This window comes from Sorangiineae bacterium MSr11954, assembly GCA_037157815.1.
Taxonomy (GTDB): Bacteria; Myxococcota_A; Polyangia; order Polyangiales; family Polyangiaceae; genus Pendulispora; species Pendulispora albinea.
Map to the genome: position 1 here is coordinate 11,714,971 of CP089984.1, position 23,007 is coordinate 11,737,977.

At 66.4% G+C, this 23,007-nt stretch carries 23 protein-coding genes; 8 read left to right on the forward strand and 15 right to left on the reverse strand.

Annotated features, from left to right (window positions below):
- Nucleotides 1-6: 6 nt before the first annotated feature.
- The 6 genes from LZC94_46080 to LZC94_46105 form a co-directional block, all read right to left on the reverse strand.
- Nucleotides 7-1,377 (reverse strand): amidase, encoded by a 1,371-nt coding sequence (locus tag LZC94_46080; GenBank protein WXB15176.1) that lies wholly within the window; start codon nucleotides 1,375-1,377, stop codon nucleotides 7-9.
- Between the two features lie 37 nt (nucleotides 1,378-1,414).
- On the reverse strand, nucleotides 1,415-1,840 hold the full coding sequence (locus LZC94_46085) for a hypothetical protein (GenBank protein WXB15177.1): 426 nt from the start codon (nucleotides 1,838-1,840) through the stop codon (nucleotides 1,415-1,417).
- Between the two features lie 162 nt (nucleotides 1,841-2,002).
- Nucleotides 2,003-2,497, reverse strand: coding sequence for a hypothetical protein (locus tag LZC94_46090; GenBank protein WXB15178.1), 495 nt, complete (start codon nucleotides 2,495-2,497; stop codon nucleotides 2,003-2,005).
- A gap of 115 nt (nucleotides 2,498-2,612) precedes the next feature.
- A complete protein-coding gene (locus LZC94_46095; GenBank protein WXB15179.1) occupies nucleotides 2,613-3,863 on the reverse strand; it encodes a hypothetical protein in 1,251 nt (416 codons plus the stop codon).
- Between the two features lie 10 nt (nucleotides 3,864-3,873).
- Nucleotides 3,874-5,223, reverse strand: a complete 1,350-nt coding sequence (locus LZC94_46100; GenBank protein ID WXB15180.1) for a hypothetical protein — start codon at nucleotides 5,221-5,223, stop codon at nucleotides 3,874-3,876.
- 18 nt (nucleotides 5,224-5,241) lie between these two features.
- Complete coding sequence (locus LZC94_46105) at nucleotides 5,242-7,119, reverse strand: hypothetical protein (protein ID WXB15181.1); 1,878 nt, start codon at nucleotides 7,117-7,119, stop codon at nucleotides 5,242-5,244.
- Nucleotides 7,120-7,460: 341 nt separating this feature from the next.
- Between LZC94_46105 and LZC94_46110 the strand changes: the two genes are divergently transcribed.
- On the forward strand, nucleotides 7,461-9,626 hold the full coding sequence (locus LZC94_46110) for an acylase (GenBank protein ID WXB15182.1): 2,166 nt from the start codon (nucleotides 7,461-7,463) through the stop codon (nucleotides 9,624-9,626).
- A 41-nt stretch (nucleotides 9,627-9,667) separates the two neighbouring features.
- Here LZC94_46110 and LZC94_46115 read toward each other — a convergent pair whose 3' ends face one another.
- Both LZC94_46115 and LZC94_46120 read right to left on the reverse strand, forming a co-directional pair.
- Nucleotides 9,668-11,068 (reverse strand): hypothetical protein, encoded by a 1,401-nt coding sequence (locus LZC94_46115; protein ID WXB15183.1) that lies wholly within the window; start codon nucleotides 11,066-11,068, stop codon nucleotides 9,668-9,670.
- A 103-nt stretch (nucleotides 11,069-11,171) separates the two neighbouring features.
- Nucleotides 11,172-11,573: a RidA family protein gene (locus LZC94_46120; protein WXB15184.1), complete on the reverse strand. Its 402-nt coding sequence runs from the start codon at nucleotides 11,571-11,573 to the stop codon at nucleotides 11,172-11,174.
- A gap of 86 nt (nucleotides 11,574-11,659) precedes the next feature.
- On the opposite strand from LZC94_46120, the gene gcvA reads away from it, so the two are divergent.
- From gcvA to LZC94_46140, 4 genes are all read left to right on the forward strand, one after another.
- Complete coding sequence (gene gcvA, locus LZC94_46125; protein ID WXB15185.1) at nucleotides 11,660-12,571, forward strand: transcriptional regulator GcvA; 912 nt, start codon at nucleotides 11,660-11,662, stop codon at nucleotides 12,569-12,571.
- An 11-nt stretch (nucleotides 12,572-12,582) separates the two neighbouring features.
- Nucleotides 12,583-13,185 (forward strand): hypothetical protein, encoded by a 603-nt coding sequence (locus LZC94_46130; GenBank protein ID WXB15186.1) that lies wholly within the window; start codon nucleotides 12,583-12,585, stop codon nucleotides 13,183-13,185.
- Between the two features lie 74 nt (nucleotides 13,186-13,259).
- Entirely contained in the window at nucleotides 13,260-14,180 is a 921-nt protein-coding gene (locus tag LZC94_46135; protein ID WXB15187.1) for a MerR family transcriptional regulator, read from the forward strand.
- 211 nt (nucleotides 14,181-14,391) lie between these two features.
- On the forward strand, nucleotides 14,392-15,024 hold the full coding sequence (locus LZC94_46140; GenBank protein ID WXB15188.1) for a LysE family translocator: 633 nt from the start codon (nucleotides 14,392-14,394) through the stop codon (nucleotides 15,022-15,024).
- A gap of 17 nt (nucleotides 15,025-15,041) precedes the next feature.
- Here the strand turns inward: LZC94_46140 and LZC94_46145 are convergent, their stop codons facing one another.
- Nucleotides 15,042-15,425: a zinc ribbon domain-containing protein gene (locus tag LZC94_46145; GenBank protein ID WXB15189.1), complete on the reverse strand. Its 384-nt coding sequence runs from the start codon at nucleotides 15,423-15,425 to the stop codon at nucleotides 15,042-15,044.
- Between the two features lie 209 nt (nucleotides 15,426-15,634).
- Between LZC94_46145 and LZC94_46150 the strand changes: the two genes are divergently transcribed.
- Nucleotides 15,635-16,195 carry a CAP domain-containing protein gene (locus LZC94_46150; GenBank protein WXB15190.1) on the forward strand — a complete coding sequence of 187 codons (561 nt, stop codon included), beginning with the start codon at nucleotides 15,635-15,637 and terminating at the stop codon, nucleotides 16,193-16,195.
- Between the two features lie 102 nt (nucleotides 16,196-16,297).
- Here LZC94_46150 and LZC94_46155 read toward each other — a convergent pair whose 3' ends face one another.
- From LZC94_46155 to LZC94_46175, 5 genes are all read right to left on the reverse strand, one after another.
- Nucleotides 16,298-17,719 (reverse strand): M20 family metallopeptidase, encoded by a 1,422-nt coding sequence (locus tag LZC94_46155; GenBank protein WXB15191.1) that lies wholly within the window; start codon nucleotides 17,717-17,719, stop codon nucleotides 16,298-16,300.
- Between the two features lie 55 nt (nucleotides 17,720-17,774).
- Entirely contained in the window at nucleotides 17,775-18,377 is a 603-nt protein-coding gene (locus LZC94_46160; GenBank protein WXB15192.1) for a hypothetical protein, read from the reverse strand.
- A 14-nt stretch (nucleotides 18,378-18,391) separates the two neighbouring features.
- Nucleotides 18,392-19,036: an aldehyde dehydrogenase family protein gene (locus LZC94_46165; GenBank protein ID WXB15193.1), complete on the reverse strand. Its 645-nt coding sequence runs from the start codon at nucleotides 19,034-19,036 to the stop codon at nucleotides 18,392-18,394.
- A 29-nt stretch (nucleotides 19,037-19,065) separates the two neighbouring features.
- Nucleotides 19,066-19,311 (reverse strand): GMC oxidoreductase, encoded by a 246-nt coding sequence (locus LZC94_46170; GenBank protein WXB15194.1) that lies wholly within the window; start codon nucleotides 19,309-19,311, stop codon nucleotides 19,066-19,068.
- Between the two features lie 187 nt (nucleotides 19,312-19,498).
- On the reverse strand, nucleotides 19,499-19,900 hold the full coding sequence (locus tag LZC94_46175; GenBank protein ID WXB15195.1) for a VOC family protein: 402 nt from the start codon (nucleotides 19,898-19,900) through the stop codon (nucleotides 19,499-19,501).
- Nucleotides 19,901-20,021: 121 nt separating this feature from the next.
- On the opposite strand from LZC94_46175, the gene LZC94_46180 reads away from it, so the two are divergent.
- Nucleotides 20,022-21,050: a DJ-1/PfpI family protein gene (locus tag LZC94_46180; protein ID WXB15196.1), complete on the forward strand. Its 1,029-nt coding sequence runs from the start codon at nucleotides 20,022-20,024 to the stop codon at nucleotides 21,048-21,050.
- A complete protein-coding gene (locus tag LZC94_46185; GenBank protein WXB15197.1) occupies nucleotides 21,047-22,309 on the forward strand; it encodes an MFS transporter in 1,263 nt (420 codons plus the stop codon). The genes LZC94_46180 and LZC94_46185 overlap by 4 nt, the downstream gene beginning before the upstream one ends.
- On the opposite strand, the gene LZC94_46190 is transcribed toward LZC94_46185, so the two are convergent.
- Nucleotides 22,301-22,933 (reverse strand): hypothetical protein, encoded by a 633-nt coding sequence (locus tag LZC94_46190; GenBank protein ID WXB15198.1) that lies wholly within the window; start codon nucleotides 22,931-22,933, stop codon nucleotides 22,301-22,303. The genes LZC94_46185 and LZC94_46190 overlap by 9 nt on opposite strands.
- Nucleotides 22,934-23,007 lie beyond the last annotated feature (74 nt).

The following is a 23,007-nucleotide window of genomic DNA, read 5'->3' on the forward strand; positions in this document are numbered from 1 at the left end:
GTCGAATCAGGTCGATAAAGCATGAATCGGCGGTCTCCTCTCCCGCCATGGGAGCGCCTCTTCGAGCGCCGTGGCCAGGCGGAGCAAGGTGGCTTCGTCGCCGTAGCGACCCGCGATCTGCACGCCGATGGGCAGCTGGCCGGCGGTCTCGTAAAGGGGTAATGAAATGCCCGGCAGTCCGGCGACGTTGAGCGGGAATGCGAAGGCGGCGTCCGATGCGAATTGGGCGTTGTAGCGATCGAGATCGGAGTGGTTCATCGGCCGTGCGCCGAGCGGCAAAGGCGGCTCGCGGATCACCGGGGTGACGAACGCGTCGTAGGGGGCGAGATCCGTGGCGATGGTGCGGCCCGCGATTCGAATTTTCTCCACGTCGTGGGCGTGGTCGACGCCGCGCACGGAGCGGCCGCGTTCCAAGATGGCCCACGTCATGGGCTCCACGTCGTCGCGTCCGACCGGGCGTCCGACCAGGCGCTCTTGCAGCTCGAAGGCGTGTGCCGTCTGGACGGCGGCCATGCGCGCGTAGGCCCTCCACACGGTGGGCACGTCCAGGTGCAGCGCGTGCTCTTCGACGATGTGCCCCATCTGTTCGAGCTGCTGGGCGGCGCGGCGTACGGCATCGGCGACCTCGGGGTGCACGTCGCCGCCGGCCGGCGATGCCGTGCCGAAACCAATGCGCAGACGGGAGGTGCTGCGCCGGGCGAGCGAACGCCATGTTTCATGGGGGGCCTTTGGTGTATACGGGTCACCGGGCAGCGCGCCGGCGACGACATCGAGGTACGCTGCGGTATCGCGCACGGTGCGCGACACACAAAGATTGACGATGCCGCCGTACCACATGTCTCCGATGGGCGCGGTGGGCACCCGCCCGCGCGAGGGCTTCAAGCCGACCAGGCCGCAATGCGCGGCGGGGACGCGGATGGAGCCCGCACCGTCGCCGCCTTCGGCGATCGGCACCATGCCCGATGCGACCGCGGCCGCGGACCCTCCGCTCGATCCACCGGGGGTGAGCTCCCATGCCCACGGGTTGTGCGTGGCTCCATAAAGTACTGGCTCGGTGGTGAGCGCCCACCCGTTCTCCGGTGAGTTGGTTTTGCCGAAGAGAACGAATCCGGCCGCGCGCACGCGGCGCATGGCTTCGCTGTCCGTGCGCGATACCACATTTCGCATGTAGGCTGTGGCGTTGGTGTGGGGTGTGCCCTCCCACATCGTTACGAGATCTTTCAGGAGATAAGGCACTCCGGCAAAGGGGCCATCGATCTTCGACTCGCGCAGACGCGCGCGCGCAAAATCGTAGAGCTTGTGAACGACCGCATTGAGCCGCGGATTCAATCGCTCCACGATGCCGATCGCCACCTCGAGCAACTCGGCAGGCGACACGGCTCCTCGGTTCACGAACTCGGCAAGCGCAAGGCCATCACTTTCCGCATAGAGGCGAACCAAATCTTCGGTAACGACTGCCATGACGGCAGCCTGGCGCCAACGGCTCGAACGTGCTCGAAGAAAATTCGGACGAGTTCCCTGAGCCGCTGCCCTCGATGGGCTTGCCGCAACCGCACGGCGCGACGGCCTCGCGCAGAGCAAGCGCCTTGCACGGCGCGACCGCGTCGCGCAGAGCAAGCACCTTGCACGGCGCGACCGCGTCGCGCAGAGCAAGCACCTTGCACGGCGCGACCGCGTCGCGCGGCGCGACCTCCAACGACGGCGCGGCCGCCTCGCGCGGCGCGACCTCCAACGACGGCGCGGCCGCGTCGCGCGGCGCGACCTCCAACGACGGCGCGGCCGCCTCGCGCGGCGCGACCTCCAACCACGGCGCGACCGCCTCGCGCGGCGCAACCTCCAACGACGGCGCGACGCCTCGCGCGGTGCAACCTCCAACGACGGCGCGACGCCTCGCGCGGTGCAACCTCCAACGACGGCGCGACCGCCTCGGACGGCGCGACCATCGCCGCGCTGCGGTTACGATCGCGTGGTGCAACTGGGATCCAGCTGGCGGATCGCTTGCTCAGCGCATCGATTCGGCGGTTTCGGGCATGATCGCCTCGTCGTCGTCGAGGTCCTCGCCGAAGCCCATCTTCCCGCCGTCTTTGCCGCCGCCGTTGCCACCACCACCGCCGCCGCCACCACCACCGTCGGGCTCCGGCATGGCGCAGGAGCGCGGAGCGTTGGCGCCGCAGCCTTTGGACGGAAGCTCGCAATCGTCGTTGTTGGTGCACGCGTGGGTGCAGTGTGGGCCGCGCTTATTGTAATCACGGCAAAAGAGCCCGGCCGGACAGTCGCCCGGTTCGCCGATTTGTGTGCAGGGTGCAAAATAACCGGCGGGTGCGGGCTTGGAGCGATTGGGGACGCCGCCCGCATCGGCGCCGGGGGCTTGCCCTCCGCCGGGAGCTCCCCCTCCGCCTCCACCGTCGTTGGAGCCACCGCTGCTGCATGCCGCGAGGCCAAATCCGGCCGCGGACAGAACCAGGATGGCGGAAGGAAGGAGATGACGGATTTTCATGTTCGTACCTCTCTGCCAAGAGCGTGCCCAAAGATTGACGGATCGCGCGATCCACGGCGCCCGTGTTCAGCGTTCGGCCGTATGGCGCATCGAGGAGTTCAGCCCGTGTGCGCCCTCAACCGCCGGAACGGGAGATCCAAAGTCCGGGCGCCGCGTCCATCCCGGCGAAGACCATCGTGCCGTCGAGGTGGTGCACGGCGAGCGCGGTCACCGTGGCGCCACGGCTCGCGTGCGACAGCGTCCAGCTCGCGCCGCCGTCGGCCGTTTTGTAGACCCCCGAGCGGGTGCCCGCATACGCCACGTTGGGGAGGGTCGGATGCACCGCCAGCGAAACGACCGGATCGCCCTCGGGGATGCCTTCGGACGCGCGCGACCATGTGACTGCACCGTCCACGGTTTTGTAAACGCGCCCGCCGCCCGAACGTTGGATTCCGACATAGAGCGTTTTCGGTTGGGTGCGGGACATGGCAAGCGCAAATGTGTACGGCTTGTCGGCCGGGTCGATGCCGGCGCCCACGTCGCTCCAATCCACCGCTTGACCGCCGGTCGATTGAAAGACGCCGCCCACGGAGCCCGGCGCAAACACGGTGGCATAGAGGTTGTCGTTTGCCTGGCCGACCAGGGCGCGGCAAGCCCCTTGCGATGTCGCGGGCGGAAGGATCGGATTGACCTTCCACTTCGAGCCGCCCATTTTGCCTTGAAGCACGTCGGGACCGCCGGTCGCGACATTTCGCCCGCACCCCATTTGGCCCGCGCCGCCGAGCACGAGCCAGCCATGAACGTCGTGCGCATCGTTGGGGACCGCGCCCGCCGCGGGAACGGTGATGTCTCGGCTGCTCCACGCGCCGCCGTTGGTCGACGCGAACACATAAGGTGCTCCTGCGTCGGCGGCGCCTCGCTCGCTGCTCGCGAGGAGGGAGGTGCCGCCCGGAATGGCGCCGAGCGAAACCCCGCGCGGATTGGTGAGCCCCTCGTTGAACGCCGACCAGGTGATCCCATTATCGATGGATCGCTGCGCGCCGCTGCTCCCGAGCGCCACGATGGGCAAGGTGCCGCTGCCCAGATCCGAAATGGCCAGCGATTGCACGTCGCCCGTGAAGCCCGCCGCGGGCGACCAATCGCCCTCCGCCGGCCGCGCGGCGTCTCGACCCGCGTCTCCGCTCGAGGGCCCGGAGTCCGTGCCCGCGTCCTCGAACGGATCCGGACCCGAGCGCGCATCCTCCGCCGTCCCCGCGTCCGATCCGAAGGGGCCTGGCCCGGGGGAGCTCGAAGGATCGTCCGCGCACGCCGCGACGAAGAGGGCGCAGAACGAAATGGAGAACCCGACCAATCCTGCGCCGGCCCCCGCGCGTACGAGCGTTCTCATGGAATCACACTCACCCTCCCGTGGTGGTCTGGTAGAGCTCACCCGGCGCATTCAGCCCCACGAAGATGGTCGACGTGCTCGCCGGGTGAATGGCTATCGTATTCACCTTGGCGGCGGCGGACATCGACAGGGACCAGCTCGAGCCCCCGTCCGTGCTCTTGTAAACGCCGGTGGCGGTGCCCGCAAAGACGATATCGGGCGTCGATGGATGGACCGCCAGCGACCACACGTTGCGATCACCCAGCCCCTGGTTGACCAAGGTCCAGCTCAGTCCACCGTTCGCGCTCTTGTACACTCCCGTATTTTGCCCTTCGACCGCCGCATAGAGGCGATTGGCGTCCGAGGGCGCGACGGCCACCGTGGTGACATGGTTCAAGCCGGCGATCCCCGAATGACTCGCCGTCCAGGTTGCGCCCGCGCCATCGGTCGACTTGAAGATGCCGCCCGACTTCGTCCCCGCGCCGTACACCGAGGCGAAGAGCGCGTTGGCCGGGCCCACGATGGCGGTGACCGTGCCGCTCCCCGCGCCGAAGTTGTTCGTGGACGAGCTCCACACGGTGGTGCCGCTCGTTCCCAGAAGCACGATGGCGGAGCTGCCGTTGTTGCCGCCCGCGAAGAGGCCCGTCCCGGGTGTTACTTTGATGAAATCCAGGTTGATGTCGGGCGACGGGCTCAAGGCCGCCCAGCTGCCACCTCCGTTTTGCGACTGCCAGAGGTGCGTGGGGGTGCCCGGTGGGCTGAACGCCTTGTCCGCGCTGAAGCGCACGGCGGTGGCGTTGTTGGCGGACACCGCGAGCGAGAGCCCATTGAGGTTCGTCAGCCCGGCGTTGATCGCGCTCCAGGTGGCGCCGGTGTCCGTGGATTTGTAGATGCCATTGGTGCGGGTGGCCACGTACAGGGTCGAGGTGAGGCTCGGCGCAATGGCGATTTGCACCGGCGTGTTGCCAAATCCGCCGCCCACCTTGGTCCAGCTGCCGAGCCGCGGGATCTCCGATTGCTCGTAGAGCGTGCGGTTCTCTGCCCCGCTCTGGTCGTACGCCGCGAGCGCATGGTGGCCCTCGCGGAGCTCCCCGGGCACCACGTACGTCGTCTGGAACGAACCATCCGGATCGGCCTGCAGATCGGCCACCACGTGGCCATCGACCTGCAAGGTGACGTGCTCGTTCGGGGCGTAGTGCCGGCCCGAAATAGCCACTTGGGTGCCGGGCGGTCCCGCGCTCGGAGAGAGCGAAATCGCCTTTGGCTCCCGCTCGTCCTCGTCCGAAATTGCCCCGTCCGAGCTCGCGCCCCCGCAGGCGGGCAAAATACCGAATACCAACGAAGCTGCGACGACCATCGTGCTACGACGGTGGAGTTTCATGAAATCGTCCTCGTTCGGCTAGAGCTTTTTACGAAGTACTGCGCCCGAATATCCAACGGCCCATATCTGATCGCGAAAGCCGATGGCGCGCGTGATCGCGCCCGACGTCGGCTCCTTGATGGCCGACCACGTGCGGCCGTCCCAATGCATCCACGGGTGCCCCAGCGACCACACGTCGCTCGCGCTCCGGCCCCAGAGCGCGCCGGCGCCGCCCGCGGGGTGCGCGGCATCGGACCACGCCTTTCCATCGTAGTGCCGCAGCACGTCGCGCCCGCAGGTCGCCCAAATGTCGGAGGCGGAAGAGCCCCACAAATCTTTGCAGTCGTAGTCGTGAGCGGTGTCCACCACCGCCCATTTGACGCCGTCCCAGTGCGCGAAGGTCCCCTGGGCGCCGCTCGCCCAGACATCGTTCGGCGCCGTTCCCCAGAGGCTCGAGAGGCGCTCGGTCGTACCCGAAGGAACGACGGACCATGCGCTCCCGTCCCAGTGCAGCAAGGTGCCCGCGTCGCCCGACGCCCACGCGTCGCGCGGCCCGCTCGCCCAGACCGCCCACAGCCCTCGATCGACGAGCCGCTCGCCCACCGTCCACTGCGCGCCGTCGAAGTGGGCCAACGCGCCGTGCTCGCCCGCGGCCCAAACGTCGTTGGACGCGCTCCCCGCGACCGCCCAGATCCCGCCCGCCGTTCCGCTCGGGACCAAGGTCCACGCCGTGCCGTTCCAATGCATCATGGTGGTGTCGCCCCGCGCGATCCAGACGTCGTCGGGGCTGCTCGCCCAGGCGCTCTCGAGATCGGACGTGGCGCCGGTCGAGGGCAGCTCCCACGTCTTTCCATCGAAGTGCATCATCACGCCCGCGTCTCCCACCGCCCAAACGTCGTTCGCGCTGCTCCCCCAGACGCTCGCCAGCCGCACCTTCGGCGCGCCCGTGGTCACGCGCGTCCAGCTGGTGCCGTCCCACCCGATGACGGCGCCGCGCGTGCCCACGGCCCATGCGCGCGAGGACGAATCGCCCCAGATGCCCAAAAATCCTTCACCCGATGGAGAAGCCGCCGCGCGCCACACCGAGCTGCCATCGAAGCGCGCGAGGGTCCCTTCGCTGCCGACCCCCCAGAGCACGCGATCGCGGCCTTGCCAGAGCGCGCGGAATCCTAGCTGCGTCCCGCTGTCTTTGCGGCCCCAGGCAAAACCGTCCCAGTGAAGGAGCTCGTTGTATTGGCTCGATATCCAAATATCATCCGGCCCGCTCCCCGTGATGCCGGTGAGATTGTGCGGCAGGCCGGAGATCACCGCGCTCCATGCGCTGCCATCCCAGCGCACGATGCTCCCTTGGTCGCCGGCGGCGTAAACGTTTTGACTGTCCGAGCCCCAGATGGCGCGGATCGCGACCTTCGTCACATTGCTCTCCACCGCCGACCAGACGGACCCGTTCCAATGGAGCATCGTTCCATCGTCGCCGGCCGCCCAAACATCGCCTTTGCCGGCGCCCCATACCGCGCGCAGATCGGCGTGCGTCACGTTGGCGCTGGGGGTCCACGACGTGCCGTCGTAGTGCAGAATGGCGCCCGCACCGCCCACGGTCCAAACGTCGTCGCGCGCGGCCCCCCACACGGCGGACAAGGCATTTCCCTGCGGCAATGGGTTCACCCAGCACCAGCCGCCTTCGGCGCAAAAGCCGCTCGACGCGCTGCTTTTTCCCGGACGCACGGGCGGCTGGCCCGCCCCCCCGATCCCGCCCACGCCGGGCGTGTTCGAGCCATGGATTTCGCCCGCGGAGGCGCCTCCCGAGCTCGGGGCGGAAGCCGGTGATGTCGCATCGCAACCGCTCGCTCCGAGAGCGACGTGCGAGAGCGCGAGCGAGATCGGTACAAGGTATTTCATCGAGCGTTCGGACTTCATCGGATCTCCCTTCACCCGCATGGGTAACGGCGGACCAGGGCAGAGGACCCACCTGCTCGAGACGATTCGTTTTGCGAAGCGGTATTTCGTCCTCTCATCTGCGCCGGCAACCACGCAGTGCAAGATCGAGGCACATTGCCTACTTCGTATTCGGCCCGTATTTGACTATCCGTGTAACACGGTAACATCCGCGTAACACGATGTGCGAGCTACGACGTCGGGTTTCGAGGGCCGATCCACACGCTTACGCACCGCGTCTTTTGCTGCCTAGGCAACCAACGAGACGATGGCCCGAGGATGTGGCACGATTCGCCTGGGGGTTCCCATCCGGAGGCTCCGTCATGAAGAAGCTTACCCTCGTCTTTTTGGTTGCGGCCTGCGCCTGCTCGACCTCGGGCTGTCGGGACAACGAGGTCGCCGCCTGGCGGCGTCAGGCACAAAACGTCACCATCGTCCGAGATGATTGGGGGATCCCGCACGTCTATGGAAAGAGCGATGCCGATGCTGTGTTCGGTTTGATGTACGCTCAAGCCGAAGACGACTTCAATCGGGTCGAGACGAACTACCTCAACGCCATGGGCCGGCTGGCCGAAGCCGAAGGCGAGGCGGAGGTGTACCGCGATCTGCGCATGAAGCTCTTCATCGACCCCGAAAAAATGAAGGCCGAGTACCGCGAGAGCCCCGCGTGGCTGAAGGCGCTGATGGATGCCTATGCCAATGGGCTGAATTATTATCTGCACGAGCACCCCAAGGTGAAGCCGCGCGTGATCGAGCGCTTCGAGCCATGGATGGCGCTGACCTTCAGCGAGGGCAGCATCGGCGGCGACATCGAGCGCGTATCCCTCCCGCAGCTCGAGGCGTTCTATGGCAAGAACCCCGCGCCCGAGCCGGCGGCGCCGCCCCCGCCGGCGGAGCCCAAAGGGTCCAACGGCTTTGCCATCGCGCCGTTCAACAGCAGCTCGGGCCATGCGCTCCTCTGGATCAATCCGCACACCTCTTTCTTCTTCCGCGCCGAGGCGCAGGTGGTGAGCGACGAAGGCCTGAACGCGTATGGCGCGCTCACCTGGGGCCAGTTCTTCGTGTACCAGGGCTTCAACGAGCGGGCGGGGTGGATGCACACCTCGAGCGGCGTGGACTGCATCGACGAGTACCTCGAGACGGTGGTGCGCAAAGATGGAGGCCTCTTTTACCGCTATGGAAACGAAGAGCGCCCGCTCAAGGCCTCCAAAATCACGGTGCCCTACAAAACCGCGAGCGGGGTGGCGCACAAGGAGTTTACGGTTTATGCGACGCACCACGGTCCCATCGTGCGCGAGGCCGACGGCAAATGGGTGAGCGTGCGGTTGATGCAGGAGCCCATGAAGGCCCTGATGCAGTCGTACACCCGCACCAAGGCGAAGAACGTCAAGGCGTTCAAGGAGGTCATGGAGCTCCACGCCAACTCGTCCAACAACACGGTGTTCGCCGACGCGGAGGGCAACATCGCTTATTTCCACGCGAACTTCATCCCGAGGCGGGACACCTCCTTCGATTGGAGCAAGCCGGTCGATGGCAGCAATCCGGCCACCGAGTGGAGAGGCCTGCACAGCGTGGACGAGGCGCCCAACGTGGTCAACCCGCCCAACGGCTGGATTCAAAATACGAACAACTGGCCCTACTCGGCCGCGGGGCCCTACAGCCCCAAGATCGGCGATTATCCGAGCTACGTGGATCGAAATGTGGAGAACCCGCGCGGCGTTCATGCGATTCGCGTGCTGAAGGACAAGAAAGACTTTACGAACGACAAGCTCATCGCGGCGGCGTTCGACAGCTACCTCACGGAGTTCGAGGTCCTCGTCCCCACCTTGCTGAAGGCGTACGACGAGCTCCCCGATGCGAGCCCGCTCAAGGCCAAGCTGGCCGAGCCCATCGCGCTCTTGCGCACATGGGATCTGCGTTGGTCGCTGGAGTCGGTGCCCACGTCGCTGGCCGTCTTCTGGGGCGAAGATCTCTGGCTGCGCGTTACGGCGGACGCCGCGCGCGCGGGCGTGACGATTTACGAGTACATGGAGACGAAGGCGTCGTCGCAGCAGCGCCTGGACGCGTTCGCGGCCGCCGTCGACAAGCTCGCGGCCGATTTCGGCACATGGAAGACGCCTTGGGGCGACATCAATCGATTGCAGCGCCTCACGGGCGACATCGTGCAGAAATTCGACGACAAGGCGCCGAGCATCCCGGTGCCCTTCACCTCGGCGCGCTGGGGCTCGCTCGCCTCGTTTGGCGCGCGGAGCGCCAACGGGACCAAGAAGCTTTACGGCACCAGCGGCAACAGCTTCCTCGCCGTCGTCGAGTTTGGCGATCGGGTGAAGGCAAAGGCCATTACGGTGGGCGGCGAGAGCGGTGATCCGGCGTCGCCGCACTTTGGCGATCAATCCGTGCGGTACACCACGGGCAACCTACGCGATGTGTACTTCTATCGCTCGCAGCTGGAAGGGCACACGGAGCGCCAATACCATCCGGGCGAGTGAGGCGTGGTGCTCGAGGGCGCGTTGCGCGGCGCATCGCGCCCTCACGGGTTGAACCACGGCACGAACCAATAATCGATCAGGTCGGGTCCGAGGCGGCGCTGGTAGTACGCGGTGTCCGCGTCGACCACGTGAGAGGCCTTCTCCGGTGCATCGACGAACTCGAGCTCGGGGGCGAAGAAGTGCCGATCGTAGGGCGTGTACTGCGACTCGATGTAAACGCGCGCGCGCTCCCCGCGCCGCTGCACCTCGCTTCGGAGCGCGGCCAGCTTTTGGCCGAGCAACCCCAAATATTCGAAGTGAACCATGTCGACGGTCTCCAGGGCATGAACATTGGCGCCCACCAGCGCGCCCCCCAACACCGTCGCGGAGACCCAGCGCGCCCTCGTGCCATTCGTAGGCCACCGGCTCAGGAAGGTGGCGATTCGGTTCACGAGGTGCGCGAGCGCCATCGAGCCAAAGACCGATGCAAAATAGAGGTACCGCGGGGCCAGCGCGTACGCGCGCAAAAATGCCCACATGAGGGCGCAGCCCGAGACGAGGGTCAAGAGCAGCAAGAGCTTGGTGTCGACGCGCCCCGGTGGAAGAAAGGCGCCGAGGAAGACCAGCGCCACGAGCGCGAGCTTGAGCCCCAGCGGGCACTGGAATGGCACGAACAGGTTCGCCAGAAAGCGCAGCGCGCGATCGAGGTCGGGGGTGGACGCGGGCGGCGCGACGGGGAAGACACGGTTCGAGATCACGCTCGCGTAGAGAAAGGCGACGGTGATCGCCGCCAGGCCCGCCGTGGCGAGCGCAAAGCGCCGCGCGAGCTCCGGCGCCGCGCTCTTGCCAAAGCGGTAATGAAGGTAGAAGCACGCCGACACCGCGGGCGCGATCACCAGCTCGATGTTGCCCACCGCGAGCACGAACGACCCCAGGCACACGGCGATGCCCCACCCACGGCGCAATTCATGGAGCGCCACCAGCCCCCAGAGCACCAGCGCAAATGTGCAGAGCCGAAAATTGCATGTAATCCAGGCTACCGTTTGCGATTGCGAGCGCCAGAACGTAAAGAACACGGCCGCCAGCACCGCCGTGAGGCGATCGGAGAAGAGCCTGCGCGCGAGGAGCAGCACCGCCACCGCTGACAGGGCGTGCAAGCCGGCCGAGACGACGTGGTAGGCGACGGCGTGATCCCCGAACAGCATGTTCAAGGTCCATTTGAAATAAATGGATAAGGGTCGGTAGCGCGAGTGCGTGATGGGATCCCCGTACATCTTCGACGGGTCGAGGAAGGCCAGCCAAGAGCCCTCGTAGCGGCGGATGAAATCGAGCTCCGTGAGATCGTCCGCGATGAAGTAGCCGCCGAGGGCCCGCGCATAAATGACGCAGGTGGTCACGAATAGGATCGCAAAGGCGAGCACGGCGCCCTTTGCGCCGGCGATGACGTGGGAAAGACGCCCCATGCTAGGTCGTCTAGCTGCTTTCGACGGTACCGTCCACCGCCCGGTGGCCGCTCGCCGTCGGGCGCGGGTGGTCGCACGCGCCCGGGTCGCCGCGGCTACGCCATCACCGGCGTTGTGCTTTATCGTCGGCGACGGCGACCGCTTCGATTTCGATCTTCGCCTCCGGCGTGTAAAGCGCGCGGACCTCCACGATGGTGTCGGCGGGATAGGGCGCGACGAACCACTTCTTTCGGAGGGCGACCACGTCTTGGAAGTTGCCCATGTCGGTGAGGAAAATGGTCACCTTGACCACGTTCTTCAGGCTGGAGCCGCCGGCTTCGAGCGCGCGCTGCAGGTTGCGCATGGCGCGGTCGCCTTGGGCGTTGAAGTCGCCCTCCACGATGCGGCCTTGGTCGTCGTAGGCCGCTTGGCCCGAGATGAAGAGAAGATCTCCGACGCGGTAGCCCTGGGCGAGGTGAAAGGGTTCGTAGGGATCGGGGTGGGTGACGATGCGTTCGATGTTCATGTCTTGCCTCTGCACGAAACCGTAATGCGGGGCAGGGGGCGCAACAACCGACGAAAAGTCGCGCGATGCATGAGATGATGTCAGCCATGACCGACCGCAGGCACCTCCCTTCGCTCTCCGCATTGCAGGCATTCGAGGCGGCCGCGCGACATTTGAGCGTCAAACGAGCCGCCGAAGAGCTCGCGGTCACCCCCACTGCGGTCAGCCATCAGCTGCGGCGGCTCGAGCTCGATCTGGGGGTGCGGCTCTTTCATCGGCGGCCTCGGCAGCTCCTGATCACGGAGGAAGGGCAGCGCCTCTACCCGGTGCTTCGCGATGGCTTCGACGCGTTTGCAAAAGCCATTCGGTCGCTCGCCCGATCGGAGCGCAAGGCCATCGTGCTCTCGGCGACCCAAGCGTTCGCCGCCCGCTGGCTCCTGCCGCGCATGGCCCAATTTCGCGCGCGCTTCCCCGACTTCACGTTGCACTTGCATGCGTCCGACGACGTCGTCGATCTGCGCGCCCGCGAGGTCGACGTGGCCATCCGCTATGGGCACGGGAACTATCCAGGGCTCGCGGTGGAGAGCCTATTTGCCGATACGTTCTTTCCGGTGTGCAGCCCCGCGCTCAAGGTCCGGAAGCCCGCGGATCTGCGCGCGCGGCCGCTCCTTCACTTCGAGTGGCGGCGCACGGGGCCGAAGACGCCGACGTGGGGGCGGTGGCTGAAAAAGGCCGGTATCGAGCGAAAGGATACCCCTTCGGACGTGGTTTTTTCCGAGGAGAGCCACGCCATTGCTGCGGCCATCGCCGGTCATGGGGTGGCGCTTTTGAGCTCTCTTCTGGTCCAGGATGAGCTAACGCGGGGCACGCTGATTCGGCCCTTTGGCCCGAGCCTGCCCGGGTTTCATTACCATCTCGTTCATCTTCCCGAGACGGCGTCCGAGGCGGGCGTGGTGGCCATTCGAACGTGGCTTCGGGAGGAGCTCGCGGGCGCGCACGGCGTACGGCCGTCGGTATAGACTGCGCTCCCATGGGTGAACTTTGCTTGGGAAGTGCTTCGTTGGCGAGCGCGTTCGCGGCCGCCGCGCTGATCGTCGCGTGCAGCAGCGACGACAAATCGCTCGGCGGGACCAATAGCGCATCGGGGCAGGTGGACGGGCGCTCGTTGAATGTGCAGGACGCGGTGATTACGTCCTATCCGAGGGCGGCGAGCCCGTGGGGCGGCACCGAGCTCGCGCCGAAGCTGCATATCGCGCTGTCGAGCGCCGGTGCGCTTTGCGTGCATCACGAGGAGGCCGAGGGGTTCATCCGGCACAAGAACGAGACGTGGCTGGCTCTGAGCGTCCATTCGCCCGGAAAGCCCCTGGAGACGGGCAAATACCCCATCAACCGTGCACCGAGGCGGGAGGATGGTCGGTATGCTTCCGCGCAGTTCAATGTCGTCGATGCTGCGTGCGCGAGCACGTCGTCGAAGAACGCCACGGGCGGCAGCGTGACCTTGACCTCGCTGAGCGACTCGGACGCGTCGGGGACCTACTCGCTCACCTTCGAGGGCGGCGGGGCGCTGGAGGGCAGCTTCTCGCGGGTGTTCTGTCCCGATGTGCCGGACCGAAATGCCGAGGGCTGCAAGTAGAAGCGGTCGCGGGCGCACATTTTCGGGGGGCTCGCCTTGACTCTCCCGTTGGTGGAGACGCCAGACTTTGGGCCATGGCGAAAGAGCGGCTGACCATAGGCGAGCTCGCGCGTCGTACGGGAACGACGGTGAAGACGCTGCGCTTCTACTCCGACGAAGGGTTGCTCCCTCCGGCGGGGCGATCGCCCAGCGGCTATCGACTGTACGGGGAAGATGCGCTCGTGCGCGTCGATCTCGTCCGTACGTTGCGCGAAGCGGGCCTTGGCCTCGACGCGATCAAAGAGGTGCTCCAGCAAGAGACATCGCTCGCGGACGCACTCCGGCTCCGGCTCGCGGCCGTCGAGGCGCACATCGCCTCGCTGCAGCGCATTGGCGCCGCCTTGCGTGCAGCGCTTCGCTCCGAGCCCAACGAAGACGACATCAGGAGGTTGTGCGCCGTGACCCGATTGTCCCACGAAGAACGAAAAGCCGTCATCGAGCGATTCTACGAAAACGTGATGCACGGCATCGACGTCGATGAAGAGTGGAAGCGCGAGGTAATTGCCAAGAGCATGCCGAAGTTTCCGGACCCCACCACGCCCGCGCAGCTCGACGCATGGATCGAGCTCGTCGAACTCGTATCGGATCCCACCTTGGTCGCGAACCTGCGGCGCATGGCGCAGGTCACCATCGACAAAGTCGAGCTGGCCGCCATCCAACACGCCGGCCAAGCGATCACCGAGGCCGTGCAGGACGCCGTCGTCCGCGGGATCGCGCCCGCGTCGGAGGAGGGGCGCGCCATCGCGGAGCGCTACGCTTCGGCGTTCGCGGAGGGCCGAAAAGTCGCCCTCTCCGACGATGTGCGACGCGATCTTCGCGCCCGTTTCAGCGTCGACCCGCGCCAATCGCGCTACTGGGAGCTCCTCGCCGTGTTGAACGACACGCCGGAGACGGCCCGCCAGCTCGCTCAGGGAAAATGGATTTCCCAGGCGGTGCTGCACCATTTGCCGGCGTGAACGTTCTCTCGCCGCGCGCGGCGCACCCTCGCCGCACGCGGCGCACCCTCGCCGCACGCGGCGCACCCCGCACGATGCGTGACGCTCCCGCGCGGTGCGTAACGCGGTCTCGTTTGCACGCGTTGCATGCGCGATGCGCGTAACGCGTCCTTATTTGTACGCGATGTACGTGCGCTGCACGTGACCTTCGCGTTTCGGTACAATGGTGGCAATGTTCGTCGACCCCCATCTCCTGGCCGCGTTCGTCGTCACCACATTGATCGCCATGCTGGTCCCCGGCCCCGATATGCTCTTCGTGCTCGGGTGCGGCATTCGCGGCGGCCCGCGCGCGGGCCTCTTGGCCACGTGCGGCGTCGCCACCAGCGAAGCGATCCATGTGGCGCTGGCGGCGGCCGGGCTCAGCGCGCTCTTCGCCGCCGTGCCGACGGCGTTTGCGGTCGTGCGCTTCATCGGGGCCGGCTACTTGATTTACTTGGGGGTTCAATCGATCCGCCACCGCGGCCGCCTCGAGCTCGACACGAAATCGAGCGAGGTGGCGGCGCGCGGGCGAACGTATTTCGTGCGCGGGATGATGACGAACCTGCTGAACCCAAAGATGGTGACCTTCACCGTCGCGTTGCTCCCGCAGTTCGTCAAACCCGAGCTCGGAAATGTATGGGCACAATTCGCCGTTCTCGGTGTCATCCTGGTGGCATTCGAGTTCCTCGTCGATGGCACGGTGGGCGTGCTGGCCGGCCGAATCGGGGCATTTTTACGGCGCCGCCGCGCCGTGCAACGCGGCCTCGACGTGGCCGCGGGAGGAATCTTCATCGGACTGGGGGTGCGCCTCGCCGTTCACGAGTGAGGCGCTTCGTCGCGGCGCTACAAGCGCGCCGATAGCAGGTGAATCCCCCAAAAAATCCAGGACAAGAGGCTCAATGCGCTGATGCCGAGCGCGATGTTCGCTTTGGTTTCTCCCGGCGTGCCGGGGTTGGCCGCGATGATCCGTTTGGCGGCGAGCGCCTTGATGATGGCGTAAGGGGCAGCCAATGGGCCGCAGCAAAAGAAGGCCACGATGGATGCGATCAAGGCGGTCTTCGCCTCGCCCGGCTCCTGCAGGGGCGGGGGTGGTGCAAACGAACCAACCGACTGAGACCAGGCTGGATTCCCCGGCAGCGTGATGACGAAGGAGTGACCGCACGTGGTGCACCCCATCGCGGTATCGCTGTTCGGCGCTCCGCACTTCGGGCAGGTGACGGACATCATGTATCCGTACTTTGGCCAGCTTCCGATTGGACTTCAACCGCGAAGTCCGCTTCATGCCGAGTGCCTCGTACGAGGAGCGTTTTACGAAGGTGGGGCTCGCCCCCAAATCGTGGGAGACCACCCCCGCGCATCCTCTAATGAAATAAGGATGGATCGCGCCTTCGCGCGGTTGGTTCATTTCTTGCGCCCGAGCGCGCATGAAACCGCGCATGAAAGCGAATCTTGGAAGTCCGAAACGATCGAACGCCGGAGCAAAGGCCGTAAGGGCCGCGCTCCGAGTGATCGGCATGTGCGTCTGTCCGCTCCTTGCCCTGGCGTGCAGCGACGGCGGCGATGGATCCGGCTCTCCGCCCGGTGGCGGGAATGGTACGCCGATCGGAGATGGCCAAGCTGGCGCGGAGGCGTCGCGTATCTGTGTCGACAAGATCAACGCCTATCGCGCCACGTTGAGCCTTCCCCCGCTCGCGCGATGGTCGGACAACGAGTCGTGCGTCAGCGGTCAGGCCAAGAGCGACTCCGAGACGGGTAAGGTCCATGGCGCCTTCGGCAAGTGCTCCGAGATGGCGCAAAACGAGTGCCCCGGTTGGAAGGGCCCCCCCGAAACGATGATCCCCGACTGCCTCGCGCAAATGTGGGCCGAGGGGCCCGGCGACGATTTCTCGAAGCACGGCCACTACATCACCATGAGCAGCAACAAGTACACGAAGGTGGCTTGTGGCTTCTACACGACCTCGAACGGTAAGGTTTGGGCCATTCAAGACTTCCGATGACGTTGCCTCATTCAGCCATACATCCAAGCATCCTCGGCATCGTCCACGGCGCGCCAATTGGTTTGAATTGGATTCGTTGAATCGAAATCTGCGCGGCGCGCGCTAGCCGCGTGCGCCGCGCGACCGATGCTCGAGCAAGATGCTCGCGACCGCGCACGTGAGCTTCTTGGCCGTGGGCAGGTGCAAAAACTCGTTTGGGCCGTGCGCGTTCGACTGAGGGCCGAGCACGCCGGTGATGACGAACTGCGCCTCGGGGAATTTTTCGCCCAGCATGGCCATGAACGGGATGGTTCCTCCCTCGCCCATGGCGAGCGACGGCTTTCCAAAGAAGGCCATCGACGCGTCGTTCAACGCTCGCTCCAGCCAGGGCGCGAGCTCGGGCGCGTTCCACCCCTCGCCACCCCGAACCGGCACGAAGCGCACGTGCGCGCCGTACGGCGGATCGCGCTCGAGCACCGCGCGCAGCGCCTCGGTGGCCTCGGCGGGATCGACGTGGGGCGGGATGCGCATGCTCAGTTTGAGCTGCGTCATCGGCCGCAGCACGTTGCCGGCGTTCGCGATCGGCGGGAGCCCCTCGGCGCCAATCACGCTCAGCGCGGGTTCCCACGTGTGCGCCAGGAGCGCCGTGGTGCGATCGTCCGTCACGGCGTGCGCGCCCTTCACCCAGGGAAATTGCGTCCACACTTCGTCGCCGAGCACCTCCGCGACCTTCTCGGCCTGGGCGCGCCGCACGGCCGGGATCTCCGTGTGAAGCGCCTCGAGCAGCACGCGCCCCGTCTGCTCGTCCTCGATGCGCGAGATCAGCTGCCGTGCGATTCGAAACGTCGAAGGGACGATGCCGCTCGCGCTGCCCGAGTGAACGCCCTCGGTCAAGATGCGCACGTCCAGGGTGCCGCCGACGTACCCGCGCAGCGACGTGGTGGACCAGAGTTGCTCGTAATTGCCGCAGCCCGAATCGAGGCAGACGACCAGGCTCGGGCTGCCGATGCGATCGGCGAACGCCTCGATATAGGCTGGCAAATCGGGGCTGCCGCTCTCCTCGGCCGCCTCGATGAGCACCACGCAGCGCGCGTGCGCGAGCCGCTGCTCGCTGAGCAATCGAAGCGCCGAGAGCGCCGCAAAGCTGGAATAGCCATCGTCGGCGCCGCCGCGCCCGTAGAGCCGATCGCCTTCGCGCACCGGGGTCCAAGGGGCGAGCCCTTCACGCCAGCCGGTGAACTCCGGCTGCTTGTCGAGGTGGCCATAGAGGAGAACGGTGTCGTCTCCTTCGCCGGGCACCTCCATGAGGATGACCGGCGTGCGGTTCGGCAGGCGGAGCACGTCCACCCGCAGCCCCGGAATCGGCTGGGCACGGCACCACTCCTCGATGAGGGCCACGGCTTTGTCCATATGACCGTGCTCGCGCCATGCTGGATCGAACGCGGGCGACTTGTTCGGGATCCGAATGTAATCGGTCAAGACCGGGACGATGGCGTCCTCCCAAATGCGCTCGGCGAACGCGGCAGCGTGCTCGATGTTCAGCATGGAACCACCCATAGCACACGAGGGCGCGCACGAGGTACGCGCAGCCCGGGCTCGGCTAGCGCAGGAGACCTGGCGCCTGAAGCCATTTGCCCAGCCGCTTGTTCAGATTCGGCATGAGCCAATAAACCATGATGCCGGAGATGCCGGCGGCGCCGATGGCGCGAAATGCCAAATGCTCGACGGGCAAGCCCATTCGCTCCCAAATGGGCCCGAGGGCACGCGGCACCAGGACGGAGAGGGGAAAAACGGCCCCCGCAGTCATGACCCACTGCTTCCAGCGGTGCACGCTCCCGGGGGTGGGCGCCTCTTTGGCGGGCGGCTGATACCATAACGGCATATCGCTGTAGGTGACGTGCCGATCGCCGTGCACCAGCCACGCGCACGCTTCGTGGAGCAAGGCCGCGCGCTCGCGCGAGTGCAGCCACCGGTGCGCGTCGGCCTCCGTGCGAAATCGCAAGATGGTGACGAAGTGGTGATGTTCGCTCGGGCGCCCGTGCCCCGTCGCCGGCTTGGGGCGCACGATCTCCGTGGCGATATGGCCCGGAAATCCGTGCGCCACCACCGTGATCTTGTGAATCCACGCCAGATAGGCGTGCTCGTGGTTCGAGGCCACTTCGTGCACGATGACGCTGGTGGCGGTGGAGCGGCGGCGTTGCACGATTGGCCCGTTCCTTAGCTCGGAATGACGCCGCTGGTAAGTGTGATGTGTTTGTATTCGATGAAATCGTCCATCGCCGCCACGCCATTGAGGCGTCCGAGGCCGCTCTGTTCATCTACGGGTTGGCGGCCAGCATTTGGACGCGTGACGTGGATCGTCCGTTGCGGATCGCGCGCGAGGTGCAAGCGGGCACCGTGTGGATCAACGACTGGGGCGTCGTGTACGACGAGATCGAGGAGGGCGGCTATGCTGTCGTTTGCGAGCGCGACGGCCTCGGCCTCCGTGTCGAAGATCTGCAGGGTGAGCACGGGCCCGAACGTCTCCTGTTGCACGATGGGCAGCTTGGGATCGGTCACCTCGAGCAAGGTGGGGCGGTAGAACGCGCCCTTTGCCAGCGGTCCGTCCGTGATGGGCCCGCCGCGCACGATGACCTGCGCGCCGGCCCCGATCGCGTCCTCCACGACGCGATTCACGCGCTGCGCGAGCTGCTCGCGCAAGCGCGCCGCGATACCGCGCTGCACGAGAGGGGTGACGCCGGCGTCGGCGTATCGGCCGATGACCTGGTACGTGGCCGGGTCGATGCTATCGCGATGAAGGCCGGAGTCGACCCATTGTCCGTCAATCCAATGCAATGCAAGCTTCGTGTGCTCGTTCGCCACGGGTATGAGTCCTTTCGAATGACGATGAATTAGGAAATGAGGCGCGCGATGTGCTCGGCGGCCATGAGGGTCGTCACATGGGTCGCCACCGCAGGTACGTCGGGGATAATGGACGCGTCCACCACGCGCAGCCCCGTCACCGCGCGCACGGCGCCCAAAAAGTCCACCACGGCGCCCGGATCGTCCGCCGCGCCCATGGGGGCGGTGGACGTGGGGTGATGGTACGTATCCAACGTAGAACGGACGGCCTCGAGTAAATCGTTCTCGTCTTGCACCCCGATTTGGTCGTGCCCGCGCGCCGCGCGGCCTCCGACATGCTGGCGCCCTCGACCACGGCGACGAAGAGCGTCATATCGGCGATTTTGTCCATGCGGTGCGTTCGATCCTCGGCGACCGAGGATCGCGCGCCGGCGGATTCCGTCCACTCTCGGGGCGGGACACCGATCCGCGCGCGCGCCGCGGTCACACGGGCTTCATGTACCAGACCTCGAGCCGATGGCCATCGGGGTCGAGGGCGAACGCCACGTAATCGTCGGGCCCATACTCCGCGCGCGGCCCCGGTGCGCCGTTGTCGTTGCCGCCCGAGATGATCGCCGCCGCGTGGAAAGCATCCACGTGCGCAGGACTCTTGGCCCAGAACGCGACGTGCATGGGATCGTTCGCCTTCGAGCCTGGAGGCGCGCTCGCGATGAAAAAATCAGCGTGCTTGGCGCTGCCGTCTCCGAAGCCGGCCACGTACACGGAGCCCGTGACTTGGGGCGTCAACTCCATCACCAAGGTGTAGCCCAGTGGCGCGAGCGCCGCGCGATAGAAGGCCTTGCTGCGCGCGTAGTCGCTCACGGCGAAGCTGATGTGGGCGATCATGGTGCCAGCTACGATGGGCCTCCCCAGGCGCGCGTTGCTCGGGCGTCGCGCCGCATGGATGTCCCAAAAGGTTGGATCAATGTCCTGGTGGACATGAGCTTTTGGGCGCATTCATGGAGGTATGAACCGCCCCCATCGTGTCCCCAAACCGCGCTCCGTCGTCTTCGTGACGTACGAGGATGCCAGCGGTCTCGACTTAACGGGGCCCTTCGAAGTCTTTGCCCAGGCGACGAGCATGCTCCGCGATTCGGGCAGCCGCCATCCGGGCTATGCCATTACGGTTCTTTCACCGAACGACGGACCGGTACGCGCATCCTCGGGTCTGCGCATCGTCCCCGATACCTCCTTGGCACGATTCCGCGGGCCCATCGACACCCTGATCGTCACCGGTGGCAAGGGCCGGCGCCAAGCCTCCAACGAAGCGATGCTCGCCTGGCTCGCGAAGTGGGCACCTCGCGCCCGCCGCTACGGATCCGTGTGCACCGGCGCGTTCCTCCTCGCGGCCGCAGGACTGCTCGATGGCCGGCGGGTCACCACGCATTGGAATCGAACGGCGCAGTTGGCCCAGGAGCATCCGCTCGTTCACGTCGAAGCCGAACGCATTTTCGTCAAGGATGGGAACGTGTTCTCCTCGGCCGGCGTGAGCGCGGGGATGGATCTGGCGCTGGCCCTGGTCGAAGACGACGCCGGCCCGGAGTTGGCGCTCGCCATCGCGCGCTATTTGGTCATGTACCTTCGCCGCCCCGGCGATCAGAGCCAGTTCAGCGCGCCGCTGCGGCTCCAGCGCGCGAAGGCCCCCACGGTGCGCGATTTGATCTCGTGGGCCACCGAGAACCCGGCCGAGGATCTGTCCGTCCCCGCGCTCGCGCGGCGAATCGGGATGAGCGAGCGGCAGCTCTCGCGCGTCTTCAAGATCGAAATCGGCGAGTCGCCCGCGCGCGCCATCGAGGCCCTGCGGGTGGAGGCGGCCGAGCACGCCCTCGCATCGTCCCGCGCGAGCCTCGATGAAGTGGCGTCGAAGACCGGCTTTCGCAGCGCGGAGGTCATGCGGCGCGCCTTCATGCGGATCGCCCACGTCAATCCTTCCGTCTACCGCGCCCGGTTCGGCGCCGCGTCGCGCAGCGTCCCGCGCGAGGAGAGCGTCTCGTGAACACCAAACGCATGCATTATGCATGGATCGTCCTGGCCGTCACCTTCTTCGTGCTCATCTGCGCAGCGGGTGTCCGCGCGGCCCCCAGTGTGCTCATCGTGCCGCTCGAGGCCGAGTTCGGGTGGTCGCGCGCGACCATTTCGCTGGCCGTCACCGTGAACTTGGTCCTTTACGGTCTCATGGGCCCCTTTGCGGCGGCCGTCATGCAGCGCTTCGGCATCCGCCGCACGGTCCTCGCGTCGCTCGTCCTCTTGGCGGGCGGCGTCTTGCTCGCGTCGCGGGTGGAGAAGGTCTGGCATTTGATGCTCGCGTGGGGGCTCATGGTGGGCATCGCCTCCGGCAACTTGGCGATGGTGCTCGGCGCCACCGTGGTCTCGCGCTGGTTCGAAAAGCGACGCGGCACCGTCATGGGGATCGTCACCGCCAGCACCGCCACCGGGCAGCTGGTGTTTCTCCCGGTGCTCGCCTGGCTGGTCGAGCACCGCGGCTGGCGCAACGTGACCTTCACCTTGGCGGGCGCGCTGATCCTGGCCATCCCCGTCGTCGCCTTGCTCCTCCGCGATCATCCGCGCGACGTCGGCCTCGTGCCTTATGGCGCCGATCCCGACGCGCCGCCGCCCCCGCCCGTGCTCGGCAATCCACTCTGGAACGCGATCCGCGCGCTGCGCGACGCGGCCAAGCTCCGGGACTTTTGGCTCCTCTCGGCGAGCTTCTTGGTCTGCGGGATGACCACCAATGGGCTCGTGGGTACCCACCTGGTGCCAGCTTGTTTCGACCATGGCATCCCGGAGGTGCAGGCGGCGGGCCTGCTCGCGACCATGGGCGTCTTCGATTTGATCGGCACCACCGCCAGCGGGTGGCTCTCGGATCGCTACGATCCGCGCAAGCTGCTCTTCGTCTATTACGGGGTGCGGGGGCTCGCGCTCCTTTATCTTCCCCTCGCGTTCGGCGATCAGGTGTTCGGCCTCCCGTTCTTCGCGGTGCTCTACGGGCTCGATTGGATCGCCACCGTACCTCCGACCGTCAAGCTCACCACCGACGCCGTTGGATCGAGCGACGCGCCCATCGTCTTCGGGTGGATCGTGGCCGTTCATCAAATTGGCGCGGGCATCGGCGCGTTCGGCGGCGGCACCATCCGCACGATGCTCACGTCGTACACGTTCGCCTGGATCTCTGCAGGATCGCTCTGCGTGCTCACCGCGTGCTTCGTCTTGTTCATCGGCCGCGCGCGGATCGTATCCACCGCGACGTCATCGTGAGTCCACCTCGATGCCATAATGAGGAATCGCCGGATCCCTCTCGAACGACCCGATCCCGGAGGTTGGTTCAACCGTTCCACGTCGGACGACGGCGCGCGCTTGTACATCGACGATCAGCTCGTCGTAAACGATTTTTCCGACCACGGTGTGCGCGAGCGAGCGGAAATGTCGCGCTGACGGCGGGTCCGCATCGCATGGAGTACGAATACTACGACTCGGGTCGGCCCGCTCGTATGGCGAATCCCGCTTTATTACCATGACGGCCAAGTTGGATCGTCCGCGGGCGGCATCCACGCTGGCAACGAGGGCGAGGCGTACATCGAGGCCATCGAGGACATCCAAGGCACGCCCATGATCGCCATCGGCGGCACCAAAGGCGACAACGATATTCGCGCGAGCGATGCGGCGGCGCTGGTCCACTACTTCAACGACAACGGCGGCCAGCACGGCGGGCCCGTGGACTAGTTCCAGGAGCCCAAGGCCGGGGTAAAGGCGCAGCCGATCGGGCGCGAGCGGCCGCGTGCGCGTGTCGGTGCCCGCGATGTCCGTGGTGGTCGTGCTCGTCGATTGATCATGCTCCGCCGGTACATCGACCGCCACGGGGTTGCGGGCAGCTCGTTCCATGAGCTCGTAAGGTGCGCACCCGTGCGTGCACCGTGCACGCTCCGCAAAAGGCCGCGCCGGCGTGCGGCCAACTG

Excerpts from the sequence above, each read along its gene's own strand:
- LZC94_46090 (WXB15178.1), bottom strand. The coding sequence starts at position 2,497 with ATGAAAATCCGTCATCTCCTTCCTTCCGCCATCCTGGTTCTGTCCGCG.
- LZC94_46095 (WXB15179.1), bottom strand. The coding sequence starts at position 3,863 with ATGAGAACGCTCGTACGCGCGGGGGCCGGCGCAGGATTGGTCGGGTTC.
- LZC94_46100 (WXB15180.1), bottom strand. The coding sequence starts at position 5,223 with ATGAAACTCCACCGTCGTAGCACGATGGTCGTCGCAGCTTCGTTGGTA.
- LZC94_46105 (WXB15181.1), bottom strand. The coding sequence starts at position 7,119 with ATGAAGTCCGAACGCTCGATGAAATACCTTGTACCGATCTCGCTCGCG.
- LZC94_46110 (WXB15182.1), top strand. The coding sequence starts at position 7,461 with ATGAAGAAGCTTACCCTCGTCTTTTTGGTTGCGGCCTGCGCCTGCTCG.
- LZC94_46115 (WXB15183.1), bottom strand. The coding sequence starts at position 11,068 with ATGGGGCGTCTTTCCCACGTCATCGCCGGCGCAAAGGGCGCCGTGCTC.
- LZC94_46120 (WXB15184.1), bottom strand. The coding sequence starts at position 11,573 with ATGAACATCGAACGCATCGTCACCCACCCCGATCCCTACGAACCCTTT.
- gcvA (WXB15185.1), top strand. The coding sequence starts at position 11,660 with ATGACCGACCGCAGGCACCTCCCTTCGCTCTCCGCATTGCAGGCATTC.
- LZC94_46130 (WXB15186.1), top strand. The coding sequence starts at position 12,583 with ATGGGTGAACTTTGCTTGGGAAGTGCTTCGTTGGCGAGCGCGTTCGCG.
- LZC94_46135 (WXB15187.1), top strand. The coding sequence starts at position 13,260 with ATGGCGAAAGAGCGGCTGACCATAGGCGAGCTCGCGCGTCGTACGGGA.
- LZC94_46140 (WXB15188.1), top strand. The coding sequence starts at position 14,392 with ATGTTCGTCGACCCCCATCTCCTGGCCGCGTTCGTCGTCACCACATTG.
- LZC94_46145 (WXB15189.1), bottom strand. The coding sequence starts at position 15,425 with ATGATGTCCGTCACCTGCCCGAAGTGCGGAGCGCCGAACAGCGATACC.
- LZC94_46150 (WXB15190.1), top strand. The coding sequence starts at position 15,635 with ATGAAAGCGAATCTTGGAAGTCCGAAACGATCGAACGCCGGAGCAAAG.
- LZC94_46155 (WXB15191.1), bottom strand. The coding sequence starts at position 17,719 with ATGCTGAACATCGAGCACGCTGCCGCGTTCGCCGAGCGCATTTGGGAG.
- LZC94_46175 (WXB15195.1), bottom strand. The coding sequence starts at position 19,900 with ATGATCGCCCACATCAGCTTCGCCGTGAGCGACTACGCGCGCAGCAAG.
- LZC94_46180 (WXB15196.1), top strand. The coding sequence starts at position 20,022 with ATGAACCGCCCCCATCGTGTCCCCAAACCGCGCTCCGTCGTCTTCGTG.
- LZC94_46190 (WXB15198.1), bottom strand. The coding sequence starts at position 22,933 with ATGGAACGAGCTGCCCGCAACCCCGTGGCGGTCGATGTACCGGCGGAG.